The sequence below is a fragment of the Bacillus sp. PS237 genome (assembly GCF_037963345.1).
Classification (GTDB): Bacteria; Bacillota; Bacilli; order Bacillales; family Bacillaceae; genus Bacillus; species Bacillus subtilis.
Genome location: NZ_CP150156.1, coordinates 2,833,053 through 2,852,620 on the forward strand (window position 1 = coordinate 2,833,053; position 19,568 = coordinate 2,852,620).

The following is a 19,568-nucleotide window of genomic DNA, read 5'->3' on the forward strand; positions in this document are numbered from 1 at the left end:
GATTATTTCGCCACCTTCTTCTTCGAGTAATCCCGTTTCCGAGGCGTTATCAGTGATACATCGACATCCTGATACTCAAATTCCGGCGCTTCATACGGGCTTACATGTTTAGCCATTGTTGTTTTGAGCCATTCGTCATCATTACGTTCAGGATAATCCGGTTTATAATGGGCGCCCCGGCTTTCATTACGGTTGTATGCGCCAAGGGTAATCACCCTCGCAAGCTGAAGCATGTTCGAGAACTGGCGTGTGAACATCGCTCCCTGGTTGCTCCATTTTGTCGTGTCATTGATGTTGATCTTTTTGAAGCGCTCCATTAACTCCTGAATTTTGTCATCCGTTTTCAAAAGCTTGTCATTATGGCGGACAACCGTTACGTTCGCCGTCATCCACTCACCGAGCTCTTTGTGAAGAACATAGGCATTTTCGGTTCCGTCCATACTCATAATATCAGCCCATTTTTCTTCTTCTTTCTTAACGTGAGCGTCGAATAAAGATGAAGACATGTCTTCCGCTGAAGATTCTAAGCCGTTTACATATTTCACCGCATTCGGACCGGCCACCATGCCTCCGTAAATCGCAGACAGCAGGGAGTTCGCTCCCAAGCGGTTGCCGCCGTGCATAGAATAATCACATTCCCCAGCCGCAAACAGTCCAGGGATGTTTGTCATTTGATCGTAATCTACCCATAAACCGCCCATAGAATAATGGACCGCCGGGAAGATTTTCATTGGGAGCTTACGCGGGTCGTCTCCCATGAATTTCTCATAAATCTCAATGATGCCGCCAAGCTTAATATCAAGCTCTTTCGGATCTTTATGAGACAGATCGAGATATACCATGTTTTCACCGTTAATGCCGAGCTTCTGGTTCACACACACATCAAATATTTCGCGTGTCGCAATATCACGCGGCACCAGGTTTCCGTATGCCGGATATTTTTCCTCCAGGAAATACCATGGTTTGCCGTCTTTATATGTCCACACGCGCCCGCCTTCACCACGCGCTGATTCACTCATCAGTCTTAATTTGTCATCGCCCGGTATGGCTGTCGGGTGGATTTGAATGAATTCTCCGTTTGCATAATACGCTCCCTGCTGATAAACGATTGATGCAGCAGATCCTGTATTAATCATGGAGTTCGTTGATTTTCCAAAGATGATTCCCGGTCCGCCCGTCGCCATAATGACAGCGTCTGAACGGAAGGATTCAATTTGCATGTTTGTCAGGTTTTGTGCAACAATTCCACGGCAGGTTCTGTCATCATCTAAAACAGCGCCAAGGAATTCCCAGCCTTCGTATTTTGTGACCAGACCCGCAACTTCGTATCTGCGCACTTGCTCGTCCAGTGCGTAAAGCAGCTGCTGTCCCGTCGTCGCACCAGCATAAGCAGTTCTGTGGTGCTGTGTACCCCCGAATCGGCGGAAATCAAGCAGGCCTTCAGGCGTCCGGTTAAACATGACGCCCATCCGGTCTAATAAGTGGATGATTGAAGGCGCCGCTTCACACATCGCCTTGACCGGCGGCTGGTTGGCAAGAAAGTCTCCCCCGTATACCGTGTCATCAAAATGTTCCCACGGAGAGTCACCTTCCCCTTTTGTATTGACCGCTCCGTTTATGCCGCCTTGCGCACAAACCGAATGAGAACGTTTGACAGGAACGATGGAAAACAACTTAACCGCCATTCCTGATTCCGCTGCTTTAATTGTCGCCATGAGGCCGGCAAGACCCCCGCCGACTACGATAATGCTTGATTGACTCATGATAGCCCCTCTCCCTCTAGTAATCTAGTACTCTTAAACAAATGCGAAAATCGCTTTTAAGCCTACGTATGACAGTGCAACAAAAATAATCAGCGTAACGTATGTCGAAATTCTTTGAGAACGAGGCGTTACCGTGATGCCCCATGTAACAGCGAAAGACCATAAACCGTTCGAGAAGTGGAAAATTGTTGATAAAACACCGACAATGTAAAAACCAAGCATAGCCGGAGAGCTCAAAATATTCGCCATCATGTCGAAATTGACCTCAGCGCCCATTTGTGCGGCAATGCGGGTTTCCCACACGTGCCAGCTGACGAAAATGAGGGTGATGATACCGGTTACACGCTGCAGGACGAATAGCCAGTTTCTCATGTAGCTGTATTGACCTGCGTTATTTTTCGCAGTAAACGCTATGTACACACCATAAACTGCATGATAAATTAATGGTAAGAAGATAATAAAAATTTCCAAGGCATACCTGAAAGGCAGACTATCCATAAAATGAGCAGCGCTATTGAATGCTTCAGCGCCCCTTGCGGCAAACTGGTTGACGACTAAATGCTGAATAAGAAAGATGCCGACCGGTATGACGCCAAGCAAGGAATGCAATCTTCGAAAATAAAACTCTCTGTTCCCAGACATTACTTTACCCCCTGTTTGATAAGTGCGAAATGTGCTAAATCTCTTCCCCCACTTCTTTCAATTGTAAGCACTTTATTAAGATTTATTGACAATTTCATTTTACTCCTCCCTCAAAAGGGCGTCAAGAAAACGCGTACATAAATTATAATTTTCCGAATTGGTTAGTTGATTGAAAAATTTTATTTTATCAATATATATTTCTTACTTAATTTTTCATAAGAATTACAGGATCATTCTGTAATCCTCCCCCCTGTTTGAGCTATAATATACGCAGGAGAGAGGGGAGACAGATATGAAGTCTAAATTTGAAGCATCTATTGACAACCTAAAAGAAATTGAAATGAACGCCTATGCCTACGAACTAATACGAGAGATCGTTCTCCCAGATATGCTTGGCCAAGATTACTCTTCCATGATGTATTGGGCAGGAAAACATCTCGCCCGTAAGTTTCCTCTTGAATCATGGGAGGAATTTCCGGCCTTCTTTGAAGAAGCGGGCTGGGGAACCCTCACCAACGTAAGCGCTAAAAAACAGGAGCTTGAATTTGAACTTGAAGGGCCGATCATTTCCAACCGGCTTAAACATCAGAAAGAACCTTGCTTTCAGCTGGAGGCTGGTTTTATCGCTGAACAAATTCAATTGATGAATGATCAGATTGCCGAATCATATGAACAAGTGAAAAAGAGAGCCGATAAAGTGGTTCTGACTGTGAAATGGGATATGAAAGACCCAGTGTAATCAAAAAGGCGGTGACTGCATAGTCCCGCCTTTTTGATTGTCATTACACAGCTGAAGGGTGTTTTGAAAGCTCAAATGCATCGTGAAGCGACTCGACTGCTTTCACCATGTCATTTTCGCTTACGACTGTTGACACTTTGATTTCAGATGTGCTGACCATTTTGATTAAAATGTTTTTTTGCGCCAGTACAGCAAACATTTCAGCCGCTACACCGGGATTTGAGACCATGCCGGATCCAACAATAGATACTTTAGCCAATTTGCTTTCTGTCTCGATTTTCTCAAATTCCAGCGCGTCTTTATACTCTTCAAGCACCGCAACGGTTTGGTCTGCATCTTCTGTTTTGACAGAGAAGGAAATTCCAGTCTTGTCCTCGGCCTGCGTTTGGATAATGATATCCACGTTTATGTTTCTTTTGGCAAGTGTTGTAAAAATAGTAGACAAAGTTGTCAGGCCGCTAGTCAGCCCGTAAATGGTTACTCTTGTGATTTGATCTTCAAATGCAATGCCTCTGACAATTAAATTCTGTTCCATGGATGATTCCTCCTCAATTAATGTTCCCGCTTCGGTTTCTGTACTTGAACGCACTTCTAACGGCACTTGGTAATTTTTCGCGAACTCAACTGCTCTCGGATGAAGAACACCGGCGCCTAAATTGGCAAGTTCAAGCATTTCATCGTATGAGATGCCCTCAAGTTTTCTCGCTGATTTCACATAGCGCGGATCGGTTGTAAACACGCCTGGCACGTCTGTGTATATGTCACATTTATCAGCTTTTAAAGCGGCAGCCAAAGCAACTGCTGTTGTATCTGAACCGCCCCGGCCCAATGTCGTAATTTCACAATCCTCTGTCATGCCTTGGAATCCTGCAACAATGACAATTTTTCCTTTTTCAAGCTGGTCTGCTAAAACCGAAGTGTCGATATCTGTAATTCTGGCGTTTCCGTGAATGGCCTCCGTACGGATTCCCGCCTGCCAGCCAGTATAAGACACAGCGTCATAGCCTTTTTCCTGCAATGCCATTGAAAGGAGTGAAATCGTGACCTGCTCGCCTGTCGCCAGCAGCATATCCATTTCGCGTTTGCTCGGCTGGTCAGAAATAGCTTTTGCAAGGCTGACCAATTCGTCAGTGGATTTTCCCATTGCTGAAACGACGACAACGACTTGATGGCCTTTCTGTTTTTCTGCAATTGCGCGGTTTGCCGCATTTTGAATTTTTTCGACTGAGCCGACGGAAGTGCCTCCGAATTTTTGTACAATAAGACCCATGTATTACCACCCTTTACATTTTGGTTCGTGCGGGTGAGGAGAAAGAGCGCTTTGTCCACAATAAAAAAAGCAATGAGAGGAATACTCTCATTGCTTATCAATTAATCATCATAAATGATTATGAACAACGAGATAGCCCTCCAAGAAAATGATTTCTTGACAGCCTTACATTTATTCAATGCACGGCCAGCAAATAATACCGATGGGGTTTTATTTGCTTCGGCGACGCTCCCCTTTCAGCCTTTTTCACAGAATCCATCTTTCTCCAAAGGCATACTCTTGAAGTTCGCACCTCTATCTTCACCATATAACACGATCTAACTATGAAATTAGTTCACATTTTATCAGATCTTATTTAAAAGGACAACATTATTTTTGCAATTTGTCGTAAAGGAGCTGAGCCGCCGCTGTGGGAACACCGGCTTTTTTGATGTCCTCAAGGCTTGCTTCCTTCATTTTTTTAACGGAACCGAAATGCTTTAACAGCATTTTCTTTCTTTTCTCTCCGATACCCGGGATGTCGTCCAAAACGGATTGAAACGCGCTTTTTCCGCGGATTTGCCTGTGAAAACTGATTGCAAAACGGTGCACCTCGTCCTGAATGCGCTGCAGGAGGTAAAATTCCTGGCTGTTTCGTTCCAGATACACCACCTCCAGCGGATCACCGATCAGTAAATTTGAGGTTCTGTGTTTTTCATCTTTCGCTAAACCGGCGATCGGGATATCCAAGCCGAGTTCATTTTCAATGACATCCCTTGCTGCGTTGATCTGCCCTTTTCCTCCGTCAATGATGATCAGATCGGGCAGCGGCAGATTCTCACGAAGCACTCTCGTATAGCGTCTTCTGACAACCTCTCTCATAGAACCGTAATCATCCGGCCCTGTAACAGTTTTGATTTTATATTTGCGGTATTCCTTTTTGTATGGTTTGCCATCGATAAACACAATCATCGCGGAAACCGGGTTTGTCCCCTGTATATTTGAGTTATCAAACGCTTCAATTCTGTGCGGCGTATAAATATTTAATGCCTCACCTAGTTTCTGCACTGCCCCGATTGAACGCTCCTCGTCCCGTTCGATTAAAGAGAATTTTTCTTTCAATGCGATTTTCGCATTTTTATGGGCAAGCATGAGCAGTTCTTTTTTCGGGCCTTTTTTCGGCTGGTGAACGTTTGTTTCCAGCAGCTGCTCGATCATAGATTGATCTACGCTGTCCGGAACTAAAATCTCCTTCGGAAGGAAGTGGTTGTTTTTTGAATAGAACTGCCCGATGAACGTGAGGAACTCTTCATCTGCTTCCTGATAAAGCGGGAACATGCTGACATCGCGTTCAATGAGCTTTCCTTGGCGGATGAAAAAGACCTGCACGCACATCCAGCCCTTATCGTACGCGTACGCGAACACATCACGGTCGACTAGATCGTTCATCGTCATTTTTTGTTTTTCCATCGTTGATTCAATATGGGCCATTTGGTCACGAAGCTCTTTTGCTCGTTCAAACTCAAGATTCTCAGCAGCTTCATGCATTTTCTCTTCAAGCTCTTTTTTGACCTCATTATAGCCGCCCCTTAAGAAACGTGTAATGCTTTCAACCAGCTCTCTGTTCGTCTCTTCGGAAATATCCTTTACACACGGAGCGAGGCATTGGCCCAGATGATAGTAAAGGCACACTCTGTCCGGGAGCTTGGAGCATTTTCTGAGAGGATACAGACGGTCGAGCAGTTTTTTTGTTTCCCTTGCTGCCTGTACATTCGGATACGGCCCGAAATAGCGCCCTTTGTCTTTTTTGACATTGCGGGTGACAATCAGCCTTGGGTGGCGTTCATGGGTGAGTTTTATGAAAGGATAGGTTTTGTCGTCTTTGAGCATGACGTTGTATTTCGGATCATGCTTTTTGATCAGATTCATTTCTAAAATAAGCGCTTCAAGATTGGAGGACGTCACGATATATTCAAAATCCTCGATTTCCGTCACAAGCCTTTGGGTTTTCGCGTCGTGAGAACCGGTGAAGTAGGAGCGCACTCTGTTTTTCAGCACTTTTGCTTTCCCTACGTAGATCACAGTCTGCTGCCGGTCCTTCATGAGATAACAACCCGGTTGATCAGGAAGGAGAGCGAGTTTTTCTTTCAGTTGTTTGTTCATATGTTACCCTTCCTTATGTTTAATCCTTTATTTCCAGTTTAACACGAACGTTTGTTTTTCTCTATGGTTCACAATTGGCGAATAAAAAAAGCGATCCCTCAATCGGAATCGCTCTGGCATGTAAGCAGCGGAAAATTAAAGATGTTTGTTTACAAGCTCTTGAAGCGCTTCTTTTGGTTTGAAGCCGACTGAAGTTTCAACTACTTCGCCGTCTTTTAACACAAGAAGAGTCGGGATGCTCATAACGCCGTATTTTCCGGCAGTTTCTTGGTTTTCGTCTACATCGATTTTTACGATTTTCAGTTTGTCTCCCATTTCTTGATCCAATTCTTCAAGAACAGGTGCAATCATTTTACAAGGTCCGCACCAAGGAGCCCAGAAGTCTGCCAGTACGACGCCTTCGCTTGTTTCAGCTGAGAAAGATTGATCAGTTGCTTTTACGATAGCCATTATTGAATTCCTCCAATGTGAAATGATGATTTTTAGTATAGCATCTCCCATTCGTTCACGCTATTTTAATGCTTACAAATTATTTTTTCCTGATCACAGCCGGTTTACTCATTTTTATATGGTTGAATGGGATATGCTCTTTTTTTAAAACACAAATCTGATAATGGCCCCGATCACTACAATTGCCCCAATAATCATTAAAATGGTACGAAGCATAAGATCACATCTCCTCTTCACTGTCATGTACTTTACCATGCCCTGCCGGAGCTGTTTTAAAACCTGAAAAAGAGCGCCGGCATGAAGCTCCGGCGCTCTTGCGCGATTAAGAATCAGCACGCAGCGTAAGTAAGACGACTGACATTGGCGGGAGTTTTACTTTCAGTTTGTTTTTGCTGAGCGTGTATTGTCTGAAGGATTCCGGTTTGACATGATGAGGATCGTCAAACGTGTTATGCGCATTCATTTTTTCTGCCGTAAGAATGACTCCGGAATGGTCCGCTGCCTTGTGTAGGCCTCTCAGCTCGATTTCCGCCTCCGCTTTGTTTTGGTGATCGATGTTGCAAATAGTGATATTGATATCACCTTCAGCTTGTTTCGACGCTGAAATGCTGATTTGCGGAAGCGTTTCACCCTTCCATTCATAGTCGGCAGACATTGTCTCTGTTGCTAAAAGAGAAGCGTCCTGGTGCACCTTAAACATATTGAATACATGGTACGTCGGTGTCAAAAGCATCCGCTCGCCCTCAGTCAAAATCATCGCTTGTAGAACGTTTACTGTTTGGGCGATGTTGGCCATTTGCACCCGGCGGCAATGCTGATGGAAAATGTGGAAATGAGAAGCCGCCACCAGTGCATCACGAATGGTGTTTTGCTGATATAAGAAACCGGGATTCGTGCCTGGCTCGGGATCAAACCAAGTGCCCCATTCATCAATAATCAGCCCGACCCGCTGCTCCGGATCGTACCGGTCCATGATCGTGCCGTGTTTTTGAATCAATTCATCGATGTATTTGGCTTTTTTCATCGTAATAAACCACTCATCTTCCGTGAATTCTGTGGCTGATCCTTTGCCCTTCCAGAAATCCCCCGGAATCGTGTAATAATGAAGACTCAACCCGTCCATCAGGCCAGCGGCTTTTTTCATAAGCACGTCCGTCCAATTAAAATCATCCACATTTGCGCCGCCTGCAATTTTATAAATGTCATTCCCGCTGTAATTGCGGACATAAGTCTGAAAACGCCGGTACAGATCTGCGTAGTATTCGGGATGCATGTTGCCGCCGCAGCCCCAGTTTTCATTGCCCACGCCGAAATATTTCAGCTTCCAAGGCTCTTCTCTTCCATTTTGCTTTCTCCAGTCTGACATCGGCGTGCCTTCTTCAAATGTCATATACTCAATCCACTCCGACATTTCCTGAACGGTTCCGCTTCCGACATTGCCGCAAATATATGGCTCGCATTCAAGCAGCTCGCAAAGCATCATAAATTCATGCGTTCCGAATTCATTTGATTCAATTGTACCGCCCCAGTGAGTGTTCAGCATTGTCTTACGGTCACCGACACCGTTTGCCCAATGGTATTCGTCCGCAAAACACCCGCCCGGCCACCTGAGGACAGGAATGTGCAGCTGTTTGAGCGCCTCCAGCACGTCCTTTCGTATCCCGTTGATATTGGGGATGTCTGAGTCCGTTCCAACCCAGATCCCCTCATAAATCCCTCTTCCTAAATGCTCAGCAAAATGACCGTATATATTTTTGTTAATGGTTCCTTTTACGATATCTGTTTGAATCACTGCTTGATGTTCAGACATGCCTCTGATCATTCCTTTCATACGGATATGAAAAGCACCACAGTCAAATATGTGATCTGTCTTTTGCCTGAGGAGTCAGCATGAATGTAAGCGCTTTTAAAGTAACCATATTATATATGTTCGTACATGTCAACGACATTTTCTATCTCATTTATATTTGTACGTATGTATTTACAAATATAAAAACCCGGACTTTTAAAGTCCGGGATTTCCTTTATGAGTGTATATTCAACTGTTTGAATTCCTCAGTTAATAACGGGACAACTTCAAATAAATCACCGACGATGCCGTAATCCGCTATTTTAAAGATATCGGCTTCGGGATCTTTATTGATGGCGACGATCACCTTGCTGTTTGACATGCCGGCCAAATGCTGGATGGCACCGGAAATGCCGCATGCAATGTACAAATCCGGAGTGACGACTTTCCCCGTCTGCCCGATTTGAAGAGCGTAATCGCAATAATCAGCGTCACATGCCCCGCGAGAAGCCCCGACTGCGGCCCCTAGCACCTCTGCAAGCTCCTGCAGAGGCTGAAATCCCTCCTTGCTTTTGACTCCTCGGCCGCCCGCAACGATAATTTTCGCTTCGGAGAGATCAACACCGTCCGCCGTTTTTTTCACGACCTCTTGAATCACGGTGCGAAGGTCAGTAAGAGAGACATTTATGCTTTCGATGCTTCCCGACCTGCTGGTGTCTTTTTCTGAAGCTTGAATGTTATTGGGGCGAATTGTTGCAAAGATCATCGGATCGGTTGAAATGACACGTTCAAAAGCTTTCCCCGAGTAAATCGGCCGTGTGAACACAACATTTCCTCCGGTAACGCTTACATCTATAGCATCAGAAATTAAGCCTGTTTGCAGCCGGGCAGCAAGCTTCGGTGAAAGATCCTTGCCCATTGCCGTATGCCCGAAGATGACTGAATCAGGATTTTCTTGCTCGATAACACCTCTCATGACCTGGCTGTACCCGTCTGCCGTGTATGTTTTCAGCTTCGGGTCCTCAGCGGTAAGAACTTTATCTGCTCCGTAATGAATAAGCTCTTGTGCAATGCTTTGTACATTTTCACCGATGAGAACACCGATGACTTCCCCATCTCCTGAAATGGTTCTTCCTGCAGCTATTGCTTCAAAGGTGACATTTCGCAATTCCCCATCGCGTATTTCTCCAAGCACGATCACTTTTTTTCCCATTCTAACATCCCCCTGTTTCTTTGAATGTCCAAGTTTTAAATGACTTTAGCTTCGCTGCGGAGCAATGAAACAAGCTCTTTTGCCTGTTCAGCAGGCTCACCTTGGAGAAGCTTCCCGGCTTCTTTTTTCGGCGGCAGAAAACGTTCAATGGTTTTCAGCTTTGGTTCAGCATCCTCTTCGTCCAGATCAAGATCATCAAGTTCAAGCTCTTCAAGCGGCTTTTTCTTAGCCTTCATAATTCCCGGAAGCGATGGATAGCGCGGCTCGTTTAAGCCCTGCTGAGCTGTGACAAGCAATGGGAGCGTCGTTTTGATTTTTTCAACATCCCCTTCGACGTCCCTTTCTGCTTCTGCATCAGTGCCGTTGATTTCGAGTTTGGTGATCGTAGTGATACACGGAATGTCCAGTAGCTCGGCAAGCCGAGGCGCCACTTGTCCTGATCCTCCGTCAATGGCAACATTTCCGCCGAGAATCAAATCAAACTCCTGATCCTTCATATAGTGGTATAAAACTTGAGAAATGGAATATTGGTCGGGTTCTTCAAGATCATCTTCTATGTTGATTAAAACAGCTTGGTCACAACCCATGGCAAGCGCCGTACGCAATTCTTTCTCCGCTTCTTCACCGCCGACCGTGACAGCGGTGATCGTGCCGCCATGCTTTTCCTTCAGCTGGATGGCTTCTTCTATCGCGTACTCATCATATGGATTAATGATCCATTCCGCTCCGTCATCCTGAATCTTTCCTGTTTCAATGACGATTTTTTCTTCTGTGTCAAACGTCCGTTTCATCAGTACAAATAGATTCATGATCATATCCCCTTTTATTCGCCTTTGAACTGAGGCTTTCTTTTTTCGAGAAATGCCTGGATGCCTTCCTTGGCGTCCTCTGACTCAAATGCTTCCCCAAATCGCTTTGCTTCAAGCTTTAAGCTGCCTTCATAGGAATACACCTTGTTGGAATAAAGAAGTTCAAGCAAAGATGCCAGCGTTTGCGGGCTTTTCTCTGCAAACTTAGCGGCAAGTGCTTTTGCTTTTTCAATCACTTCTGCCTCATCTTTCGCTCCAATTGAGACAAGTCCGAGATCAAGCGCTTCTTTTCCGGATATCGGTTCTCCTGATCCGATGAGCTCCAGTGCTTTGGCTGTACCGACATATCTCGGAAGGCGCTGTGTCCCCGCAAAACCTGGAATGATACCGAGATTAAGCTCCGGGAGCCCCAGCTTAGCATCTTCTGCCGCGATTCTGATGTGACAGGCCATTGCAAGCTCCAGCCCGCCTCCGAGAGCAGCGCCGTGAATCGCTGCGATAATCGGTTTTGGAAAACTTTCGATTCTCTCCATTAACTGCTGGCCGCGCTCAGCGAGCAATGAGGAATCCTCATTGCCTTTAAGCGATGTAAATTCTTTAATATCAGCGCCGGCTGAGAAAAATCTTCCCTCGCCGTGAATGATAATGCTTCGTACGCCTGCATCTGTCTCACATTGATCAAGACAGGAAGACAGCTCTTCTAATATCCGGCTTGAAAGCGCGTTTGCCGGCGGATTGTGAATCGTCAAGACTGCCACAAATTGATCAACCGCAAGTGAAATTGCATTCATAGGACAGAACTCCTTTACTTATTGTGAATTCCGGATACCAATAATTCTAAAACGCTGTTTGAAAGCGCAACGAGATCGTACTTTTGGTCATTCATCACCCAAGTTGTCACAGTTTCGTCAATCGTTCCAAAAATCATCTGCCGGGCGAGGCGGACATCGAGGCCTTCTTTTATTTCGCCTGATTGTATACCTTCCGTCAAAATGCCATCCAAAATATTTAAGTAGCCTTTTAATATTTCGTTGATTTTTTGGCGCAGCTCCAAGTTGGATTGGCGGAGCTCAAGCTGCGTGACAATGGCGAGATTATGGTCACCCGCTAAAAGGGAAAAATGCTTTGAAATCACAAGCGCCAATTTCTCTTTCGCTGTTGCTTTTTCTTTAATGTCCTCTTCCATCCGCTCAATAAATTGACCCATTTTTTCTTTGAAAAGAGAAATTAAAATATCTTCTTTGTTTTTAAAATAGAGATAGATGGTGCCGTCCGCTACCCCGGCTTGTTTGGCAATTTTGGATACCTGTGACTGGTGGTAGCCGTTTTCTGCAATGACTTCTACTGCTGCATCAATAATCTGCATATACTTTGGCCGTTTTTGCTTCAATGTTCATCGTTCCTTCCTATAGAAATGAATGACTATTCATTCATAATTTCATGATAAGAAGGATTTTCAGGTTTGTCAAGTTTATTCATAGGCGTTCTCTTTTTTTATTTGATATGATGATTTTCGGTTTCTTCTTCAAGTAAACGCCTTCTTAAAATTTTTCCCACCGCCGTTTTCGGCAGCTCCTTTCTGAACTCATAGGCTTTGGGCACCTTATAGGGAGCTAGACGTGATCTCGCAAAAGCGTCCAGTTCTTCTGTATCGGCTTTTGCGCCTTTCTTTAATACGACAAATGCTTTTACTGTTTCTCCCCTGTAGGAATCGGGAACGCCTGCGACAACAATTTCCTGGATGGCTTCATGTTCATAAAGCGCTTCTTCTACCTCACGCGGGTAAATATTGTAACCGCCGGCAATGATGATATCCTTCTTCCTGTCAGCAATATAGAAAAAGCCTTCTTCATCCATATAGCCCATGTCCCCGGTGAACAGCCAGCCATCTCTCAGCACTGCGGCGGTTTCCTCTGGTTTATTCCAGTATCCTTTCATGACTTGCGGACCTTTTACAATGATTTCTCCATGCTCATACGGAGCGGCAAGCTCACCCGTCTCTTCAGAATAGATCGCAGCGTCCGTACTCGGCCAAGGACAGCCGATACTGCCCGGCTTGTTTTTTCCCCAGATAAAGTTGGCGTGCGTCACTGGGGATGCCTCAGACAAACCATAGCCTTCCACAAGCTTTCCACCAGTCACCTTTTCAAATTTCTGCTTTACCTCCACGGGGAGCGCGGCTGATCCGCTAAGACAGCTTTTAATGGATGACAGATCATAATGCTGCAATTCAGGGTGATGCAAAAGGCCAATGTAAATTGTCGGTGCGCCAGGAAAGAGCGTCGGTTTGTGTTTGTCGATGATTTTAAGTGTTTCGAGCGGATCAAACTTAGGAAGAAGAATCATTTCGAAGCCTAGTTTAATCGAATAGTTCATGACTGCCGTCAGTCCGTAGACATGAAAAAATGGAACGATGCCCAGCACTTTTTCAGCGCCTTCTTTCACGTCATACATCCAAGCGGCGCACATTTCAGTATTTGCCAAAATATTTTGGTGCGTGAGCATGACCCCTTTTGGAGCTCCGGTTGTTCCTCCGGTATACTGGAGGACAGCGATATCATGCTCAGGATCGATCTTCGGGATTGTCAGGAGTTCAGTTTTTTCCTGCTTCATACAGGAAGCGAACGTGTGAATGTTAGCTGTTTTGTCAAAGTCGATATGCACTTTTTGTTTTTGCGTCAGCGGGTAAAGAATATTTTTCGGAAAAGGCAAATAGTCTTTTACACTGGTTATCAAAATCTGGTCGACTATTGATAACGTTTTCATTTTTATTGCCTTCGGGAAAAGCAAATCTAAGGTGATGATTACACTTACCTGAGCATCTCTAAGCTGGTATTCAAGCTCATGCTCGGTATAAAGCGGATTCGTCTGCACCACGATGCCACCGGCAAACAAGACGCCATAATAAGAAATCACTGTTTGCGGGCAATTGGGCAGCATAACAGCCACTCTGTCTCCTTTTTGCAGGCCATTGCACTGCAAAAAAGCTGCAAGTTTAAGAGCATCCGTCAGAATGTCATGAAAGGTGAGTTTTTTTCCATAAAACGATATTGCGGTTTTATCAGGGAATCGTGCGGCGGAGTCTGTCAGGATGGATTGCAGGGTTTTATTCGGCAACGGAAGCTCATGCGGGATATCGTTGGGATACTCGGCAAGCCACGGCTTTTGAGACTGCATAAAACCTCCCCTTTCGATTTTAGAGATCCACCTTATCATTATAGCAGATGGACGGCAAAAAAAAGAAAAAGAAAGGTAAATCTTTCTTTTTCTCATAATATGAACAGATATATAAGACCAATTAACAAAAAGATTCCCGCTGCGGCGAGCAGTATTTTCGCAAGCTTTTCCATCTATTCTCCGTCCCCTTATATTCCGGCTGCCACCACAAAAGAAAGCCCGACAGAAATGACAAATGAAATAAAGCCGACAGCCCGGTTATCATTTTCGATTTCCTGATCAATTTTAAACCGCGGAGTCAAAAACTCAAAAATAAAGTAGCTGATCAGAAGCATAACAAACCCGTAAACGCCCCAGCCGATCATTTGCAGCAGCGAATTATGCTGGGAGATGGAATGCTGAAATACGTTTGCGATTCCCAAAATTTTTCCGCCGGTCGCCATTGCCACCGCAAGATTTCCTTTTTGAATCTCTTCCCAGTTTTTATAAGCCGTCACCAGCTCAAACACAGTCAAAAAGAGGACGAGGCAGAGAACCGCGACACTGTAATATGCCGCGATTTCCACAAGCTCGTTTTCCCAAAAATCACTCATGGCCATACTCCCTTTTATTTTAGTTCAACAACCGTAACGCCTGATCCTCCCTCACCTGCTTCACCGAAACGGGAACTTTTGACGCTGCGGTGGTTTTTCAGAAGATCCTGTACGCCTTTTCTTAAAGCGCCGGTTCCTTTTCCGTGGATGATTGACACTCTTGGATATCCGGCTAACACCGCATCATCCAAGTATTTTTCAACCCGGCTGAGGGCATTTTCATAGCGTTCGCCGCGAAGATCAAGTTCAAGCGATACGTGATAGTCCTTTCCTTTGACCGCTGTAATCATTTTTTCTTTTTTTGGCTCCGGAGCTGATTTGATAAACTCCAGATCTTTTTCTTTTACTTTCATCTTTAAAATACCGATTTGAACGTTCCATTCATTGCCGCCTGTTTTTTCGAGCAATGTTCCTTTTTGCCCGAAAGTGAGGACTTTCACCTCGTCGCCAGGCTTAAAGTCGCGTTTTTGCGTTTTCGGCTTTTCCGGTTTCTTGGACTTTTCAAAAGCAGGCATAGCGCCTTCTAACCGTTTCTTCGCGTTAATCAGCTCGTGATCCTTGAAGGATTTGTGTTCTTCTTTTATGGTGCGCAATTCATGAATAATGTCCTCGGCTTCTTTCATTGCCGCTTTTACTTTTTCAGCAGCCTGCTGTTCTGCCTCTTCAAGCATTTTGTCTTTTTTGCTGTTAAGCTCGATGATTTGCTGCTGCAGCTCTTTATGCAGTTTTTCCGCTTCTTTTCTGATTGATTCTGTCTCAGAAAGCTCTTCTTCCGCACGTTTTTTGCTTTGTTCCAGCGACGCAATCATCGTATCGACTTCGTTATGCTCGGCCGTCATTTCTGACTTCGCCTGCCCGATGATATGGTCCGGGAGCCCGAGGCGTTTTGAAATTTCGAAAGCATTGCTTCGACCCGGCACACCAATTAAAAGTTTATAGGTCGGTGACAGCGTTTCGATGTCAAATTCAACGCTGGCATTCATGACGCCTTCTCTGTTATAGCCGTACGCCTTCAATTCCGGATAATGCGTCGTAGCTAACACTCGTGCATTGGTGCGATGCACGTCATCCAAGATGCTCATGGCGAGGGCCGCCCCCTCCTGCGGATCTGTCCCTGCACCAAGTTCATCGAAAAGCACAAGGCTGTTTTCATTGACCTGTTCTAAAATGCCGACAATATTCACCATATGGGATGAGAACGTACTTAAACTTTGCTCAATCGACTGTTCATCACCGATATCAGCGAATACGTGCTCAAATACTGCCGCTTCTGACCCTTCATCTGCCGGGATATGAAGACCTGACTGCGCCATTAAGGTTAGCAGGCCTAACGTTTTAAGGGTGACTGTTTTCCCCCCGGTGTTTGGCCCTGTGATGACAATGGTTGAAAAATCGCGGCCAAGCTCGATGTCATTGGCAACAACCTGATCAGGCGGAAGCAATGGATGGCGGGCTTTTTTCAAACGGATAAAGCCGGTGTCGTTCATAATCGGTTTTGTCGCTTTAACCGCTTTTGCATATCTAGCTTTTGCAAAAATAAAGTCAAGCGTCTGCAGCACTTGCAAATCTAGAAATAGCTCCTCTGTATACTCTGCCGTTTTCTCTGTCAGCACACGCAAAATCCGTTCAATTTCTTGCTTTTCTTTCACTTTCGCCTGCTGAAGGGAATTGTTCATATCTACAATCGCCTGCGGTTCAATGAATAGTGTCGCACCAGAGGATGAGGTGTCGTGCACAATTCCTCCATAGCTGGATCTGTACTCCTGTTTGACCGGGATCACAAAGCGGTCATTCCGAATCGTAACAATCGTATCAGACAGCATTTTCGATGCGGAAGAGGAACGCAGCATCGACTCTAACCGGTCTCTGACTCTTGATTCGAGTGTTCTGAGCTGTGTGCGGATTCCTCTTAATGTTTCCGATGCATGATCAAGCACTTCTCCGTGATCATCAATGCAGGAATTAATGTCCCGCTCTAAATCGGACAGCGTGATAAGCTGTTCAGCATGCTGATGGATCAGCGGAATGTCGACACCGTCTTCAGCCATTTGCGTGATAAAATGTTTCATTTGTTTAACTGCATAAAGCAGGCCTGAGATTTCAGTGAATTCAGAAGGACTGAGAACGCTGCCGATTTCCGCCCGTCTTAACGCTCCTCTGATATCTACAAGGCCGCCAAATGGCGCTTGGCCTCTCAGCCGGATAATGTCAGAAGCTTCGTCTACTTCATCCAGCTGTTTTTTGATTTCGTCTATAGAAGCAGAAGGCTTAAGCTCGAGAAGCATTTCTTTTCCGAGCGATGAAGCGGCATGCCCAATAACCTGTTCTTTCACTTTATGAAATTCAAGAGCTGATAATACTTTTTGCTGCACGATTGTGTGAGCCTCCTTACTTAATCGTTGCGCTTCAGAAATGCCTCTACGTCTTTAAGCGACCGGGCATTCAGAACGTTTTTCGTTTCCGTCCATCCTTTGCGCGCGGCAGTAACGCCAGTTTTCATATCGTCTAACATCTCAATATTATGGGCATCAGTATTAATCACCAATGTAACCCCTTGTTCGTTTGCTTTCATTAAATGCTCTGTGCGCAGATCAAGGCGCGCAGGGTTGGCATTGAGTTCAAGCGCCGTATTTGTTTTCCTCGCAAGCTCAATCAGCTGATCAATATCGATTTCGTAACCGGCCCGTCTGCCGATAAGGCGCCCGGTCGGGTGTGCGATAATGTCAACATGCTTGTTTGTCAGTGCCGTCTCAAGCCGTTTCATAATCACGTGTTCCGGCTGATTAAAACTGGAATGAATCGATGCAATAACGATATCCATTTCCGCAAGCACATCGTCATCATAATCGAGCGTACCGTCAGGCAGGATATCCATCTCAACGCCTTTCAAAATACGGAAGTTTTCAAACTCTGCATTCAGCGCGTCAATTTCTTTTGCCTGCTGCTTAAGTCTTTCTGCAGTAAGCCCGTTGGCGACCTTTAAATATTGTGAGTGATCGGTGATCGCCATGTATTGATAGCCTTTTTTGATGCAGGCTTCAGCCATCTCTCTGATCGAAAATGCGCCATCGCTCCACGTTGAGTGCATGTGGAGATCACCTTTGATTTGCCCGAGCTCTATCAGTTCAATGCTGTCGCTGTAGGTTTCCACTTCCTGTCCGCTTTCACGAATTTCCGGCGGAATCAGCGGCAGGCCGAAGTGCGCATAAAATTCACGTTCACTCGGAAATGTTTTGATCTCTCCGGTTTCAACTGTCTCAACGCCGTATTCACTGATCCGCTCGCCGCGTTCTTTGGCGATTTGGCGCATCTTAATATTGTGATCCTTTGATCCCGTAAAATGATGGAGTGTTGTCGGAAACTGCTCTTCCGTCACAAGACGGAAATCGACGCTTGTTTCATATTCAAAGGAAAGGATGACGGACACCTTCGTATCTCCGCTTGCGATCACGCTTTTGATGTTTGGCAGCTCAAGAAGCTGCTCTCTTACTTCAGCCGGATGATCTGTAGCAATGATATAATCCAGATCCTTCACCGTTTCCCGCGCTCTGCGGAGACTTCCGGCACGAGAAAATTTGATGATATGCGTAAATTGAGAAAGATGCTCCTCAATTTCCCGCGCGATCCGGAGGGCGTAGCCGATCGGGAACCGTTCAGGCTGTTTTCCGGCTTCCCCGAGCGCCTGTAATATTTTTTCTTCCGATTTTTTGCCGAAGCCCGCAAGACCCTGGACCTTTTGCTGCTCACAGGCTTCCTTCAGAGATTCTGCATCGTGTACGCCGAGCTCTTTATACAGCTTTGCGATTTTTTTGCCGCCGAGCCCCGGCAGCTTCAATAAAGGCACGAGTCCTTCCGGCACTTCTTTCTGAAGCGATTCGAGCGTGCTTGACTTTCCTTCATCTATATACTCTTTAATGACGCTGTACGTTCCTTTTCCAATGCCGGACAGCGACATCATATCGTCCATTTCTGATAAGCTTCGGTCGTCCTGTTCCAGAGCTGCCGCCGCTTTTCGGAAGGCGGATACTTTAAACGGGTTGTCCCCTTTGAGTTCCATATAGACTGCAATGGTTTCAAGCAGCCGGATAATATCTTTTTTATGCATATCATAACCCCCAGACGTTCACATATGTTTCCATCATACTTGAAAAAAACTTCTCCGGACAAGAGAAGTTTTTTTATGCCCCGTACTGTGTCCACAGCTCTTGTAAAAGCCCTGACAAGTACGGTGTATGGTTAATGATCACATTTGCGAGAGACGATTGCCCCATCATTTGCTGCAACGCGTCTACCGGCAGAACGGATGCGACATACAGCAGCACAAATGTAAATAAATAGACTTCTAGAAAACCGAGAACGGCTCCCAGCATCTGGTTGATTTGTTTAATCACCGGAATGCCGGCTACAATACTCAGGAACGAGCCGATGATTCTCAGTAAGATTTTAGCAATGATAAATAAAACGATAAACGCAATCGCATTATAGTACGCTGCTTCCAAATTCCCCGTAAAAAAAGAAAGAGCCGGCTGTCCCGCTGAAAAATCGGGTGCGGGAATCCAATGTAAATGCGGTGCCACGTTTTTATAGAATAAAGCCGCAAAGGCAATTGATAAAATAAAGCTCGTCAAGCGGATAAACTGCAGGATAAAACCGCGTTTTAACCCCAGTAAAGTCCCCATCAGGAGCAAGATTAAGATGATGATATCTAGCATAGTTGTTCAATCCTTTTCTTTAAGCTGACGCTCCAGTTTTTCACATTTCTCTTGTAATTTGACATAATCGTGCACCACATTTACCGCTGTCAGCACTGCAAGTTTATTTATATCAAGGTATGGATTTTTTTCATTGATTTCTCTCATTTTATCATCAACAATTCCGGCGACATACCTCATATGGGCTCTGCTTTCTTCACCGACAATCGTGAAGTGCTGGCCGTAAATGTCAACGGTTGTTTTTGTTTTTTTGCCGTCAGACAACGTTT

17 protein-coding genes and 1 riboswitch are annotated in these 19,568 nt (G+C 45.2%); of the genes, 1 reads left to right on the forward strand and 16 read right to left on the reverse strand.

Going from position 1 to position 19,568, the window contains the following annotated elements; genetic code table 11:
* Window positions 1-2: 2 nt before the first annotated feature.
* Together sdhA and sdhC are read right to left on the reverse strand one after the other, a co-directional pair.
* Window positions 3-1,763, reverse strand: coding sequence for a succinate dehydrogenase flavoprotein subunit (gene sdhA, locus NST22_RS14810; protein ID WP_003229567.1), 1,761 nt, complete (start codon window positions 1,761-1,763; stop codon window positions 3-5).
* A 33-nt stretch (window positions 1,764-1,796) separates the two neighbouring features.
* A complete protein-coding gene (gene sdhC, locus NST22_RS14815; protein WP_003222512.1) occupies window positions 1,797-2,405 on the reverse strand; it encodes a succinate dehydrogenase cytochrome B558 in 609 nt (202 codons plus the stop codon).
* Between the two features lie 292 nt (window positions 2,406-2,697).
* On the opposite strand from sdhC, the gene NST22_RS14820 reads away from it, so the two are divergent.
* Window positions 2,698-3,144, forward strand: coding sequence for a YslB family protein (locus NST22_RS14820; protein WP_003222508.1), 447 nt, complete (start codon window positions 2,698-2,700; stop codon window positions 3,142-3,144).
* Window positions 3,145-3,187: 43 nt separating this feature from the next.
* On the opposite strand, the gene NST22_RS14825 is transcribed toward NST22_RS14820, so the two are convergent.
* The 14 genes from NST22_RS14825 to zapA form a co-directional block, all read right to left on the reverse strand.
* On the reverse strand, window positions 3,188-4,414 hold the full coding sequence (locus NST22_RS14825; RefSeq protein WP_003229564.1) for an aspartate kinase: 1,227 nt from the start codon (window positions 4,412-4,414) through the stop codon (window positions 3,188-3,190).
* A gap of 125 nt (window positions 4,415-4,539) precedes the next feature.
* Window positions 4,540-4,719: riboswitch (Lysine riboswitch) on the reverse strand.
* Window positions 4,720-4,783: 64 nt separating this feature from the next.
* On the reverse strand, window positions 4,784-6,556 hold the full coding sequence (uvrC, locus tag NST22_RS14830; protein ID WP_003229562.1) for an excinuclease ABC subunit UvrC: 1,773 nt from the start codon (window positions 6,554-6,556) through the stop codon (window positions 4,784-4,786).
* A 135-nt stretch (window positions 6,557-6,691) separates the two neighbouring features.
* Entirely contained in the window at window positions 6,692-7,006 is a 315-nt protein-coding gene (trxA, locus tag NST22_RS14835) for a thioredoxin (protein ID WP_003222500.1), read from the reverse strand.
* Between the two features lie 322 nt (window positions 7,007-7,328).
* Window positions 7,329-8,816 carry an alpha-L-arabinofuranosidase AbfB gene (gene abfB / locus NST22_RS14840; RefSeq protein ID WP_026009861.1) on the reverse strand — a complete coding sequence of 496 codons (1,488 nt, stop codon included), beginning with the start codon at window positions 8,814-8,816 and terminating at the stop codon, window positions 7,329-7,331.
* A 214-nt stretch (window positions 8,817-9,030) separates the two neighbouring features.
* Window positions 9,031-10,008, reverse strand: coding sequence for an electron transfer flavoprotein subunit alpha (gene etfA / locus NST22_RS14845; protein ID WP_003229553.1), 978 nt, complete (start codon window positions 10,006-10,008; stop codon window positions 9,031-9,033).
* 35 nt (window positions 10,009-10,043) lie between these two features.
* A complete protein-coding gene (gene etfB / locus NST22_RS14850; protein WP_014480500.1) occupies window positions 10,044-10,817 on the reverse strand; it encodes an electron transfer flavoprotein subunit beta in 774 nt (257 codons plus the stop codon).
* Between the two features lie 14 nt (window positions 10,818-10,831).
* On the reverse strand, window positions 10,832-11,608 hold the full coding sequence (locus tag NST22_RS14855) for an enoyl-CoA hydratase (RefSeq protein WP_003229549.1): 777 nt from the start codon (window positions 11,606-11,608) through the stop codon (window positions 10,832-10,834).
* Between the two features lie 14 nt (window positions 11,609-11,622).
* Window positions 11,623-12,207, reverse strand: coding sequence for a fatty acid metabolism transcriptional regulator FadR (gene fadR / locus NST22_RS14860; RefSeq protein WP_003229547.1), 585 nt, complete (start codon window positions 12,205-12,207; stop codon window positions 11,623-11,625).
* A gap of 104 nt (window positions 12,208-12,311) precedes the next feature.
* Window positions 12,312-13,994, reverse strand: a complete 1,683-nt coding sequence (gene lcfA / locus NST22_RS14865; RefSeq protein ID WP_004399166.1) for a long-chain-fatty-acid--CoA ligase LcfA — start codon at window positions 13,992-13,994, stop codon at window positions 12,312-12,314.
* A 188-nt stretch (window positions 13,995-14,182) separates the two neighbouring features.
* On the reverse strand, window positions 14,183-14,587 hold the full coding sequence (locus NST22_RS14870; RefSeq protein ID WP_003237674.1) for a DUF350 domain-containing protein: 405 nt from the start codon (window positions 14,585-14,587) through the stop codon (window positions 14,183-14,185).
* Between the two features lie 14 nt (window positions 14,588-14,601).
* The gene (locus NST22_RS14875; RefSeq protein WP_003229541.1) at window positions 14,602-16,959 is read right to left on the reverse strand and encodes an endonuclease MutS2; all 2,358 of its coding nucleotides are present in this window, start codon (window positions 16,957-16,959) and stop codon (window positions 14,602-14,604) included.
* Between the two features lie 20 nt (window positions 16,960-16,979).
* A complete protein-coding gene (polX, locus tag NST22_RS14880; protein ID WP_003229538.1) occupies window positions 16,980-18,692 on the reverse strand; it encodes a DNA polymerase/3'-5' exonuclease PolX in 1,713 nt (570 codons plus the stop codon).
* A 73-nt stretch (window positions 18,693-18,765) separates the two neighbouring features.
* Window positions 18,766-19,299, reverse strand: coding sequence for a CvpA family protein (locus NST22_RS14885; protein ID WP_003229537.1), 534 nt, complete (start codon window positions 19,297-19,299; stop codon window positions 18,766-18,768).
* 6 nt (window positions 19,300-19,305) lie between these two features.
* Window positions 19,306-19,563 (reverse strand): cell division protein ZapA, encoded by a 258-nt coding sequence (gene zapA / locus NST22_RS14890; protein ID WP_003229534.1) that lies wholly within the window; start codon window positions 19,561-19,563, stop codon window positions 19,306-19,308.
* Window positions 19,564-19,568 lie beyond the last annotated feature (5 nt).

Bases quoted from the DNA above. Each gene is read 5' to 3' on its own strand.
- NST22_RS14825 (WP_003229564.1), bottom strand. From the start codon at position 4,414: ATGGGTCTTATTGTACAAAAATTCGGAGGCACTTCCGTCGGCTCAGTC.
- trxA (WP_003222500.1), bottom strand. From the start codon at position 7,006: ATGGCTATCGTAAAAGCAACTGATCAATCTTTCTCAGCTGAAACAAGC.
- NST22_RS14855 (WP_003229549.1), bottom strand. From the start codon at position 11,608: ATGAATGCAATTTCACTTGCGGTTGATCAATTTGTGGCAGTCTTGACG.
- polX (WP_003229538.1), bottom strand. From the start codon at position 18,692: ATGCATAAAAAAGATATTATCCGGCTGCTTGAAACCATTGCAGTCTAT.
- abfB (WP_026009861.1), bottom strand. From the start codon at position 8,816: ATGTCTGAACATCAAGCAGTGATTCAAACAGATATCGTAAAAGGAACC.
- sdhC (WP_003222512.1), bottom strand. From the start codon at position 2,405: ATGTCTGGGAACAGAGAGTTTTATTTTCGAAGATTGCATTCCTTGCTT.
- NST22_RS14820 (WP_003222508.1), top strand. From the start codon at position 2,698: ATGAAGTCTAAATTTGAAGCATCTATTGACAACCTAAAAGAAATTGAA.
- uvrC (WP_003229562.1), bottom strand. From the start codon at position 6,556: ATGAACAAACAACTGAAAGAAAAACTCGCTCTCCTTCCTGATCAACCG.
- sdhA (WP_003229567.1), bottom strand. From the start codon at position 1,763: ATGAGTCAATCAAGCATTATCGTAGTCGGCGGGGGTCTTGCCGGCCTC.
- lcfA (WP_004399166.1), bottom strand. From the start codon at position 13,994: ATGCAGTCTCAAAAGCCGTGGCTTGCCGAGTATCCCAACGATATCCCG.
- etfA (WP_003229553.1), bottom strand. From the start codon at position 10,008: ATGGGAAAAAAAGTGATCGTGCTTGGAGAAATACGCGATGGGGAATTG.
- NST22_RS14870 (WP_003237674.1), bottom strand. From the start codon at position 14,587: ATGAGTGATTTTTGGGAAAACGAGCTTGTGGAAATCGCGGCATATTAC.
- NST22_RS14885 (WP_003229537.1), bottom strand. From the start codon at position 19,299: ATGCTAGATATCATCATCTTAATCTTGCTCCTGATGGGGACTTTACTG.
- etfB (WP_014480500.1), bottom strand. From the start codon at position 10,817: ATGAATCTATTTGTACTGATGAAACGGACGTTTGACACAGAAGAAAAA.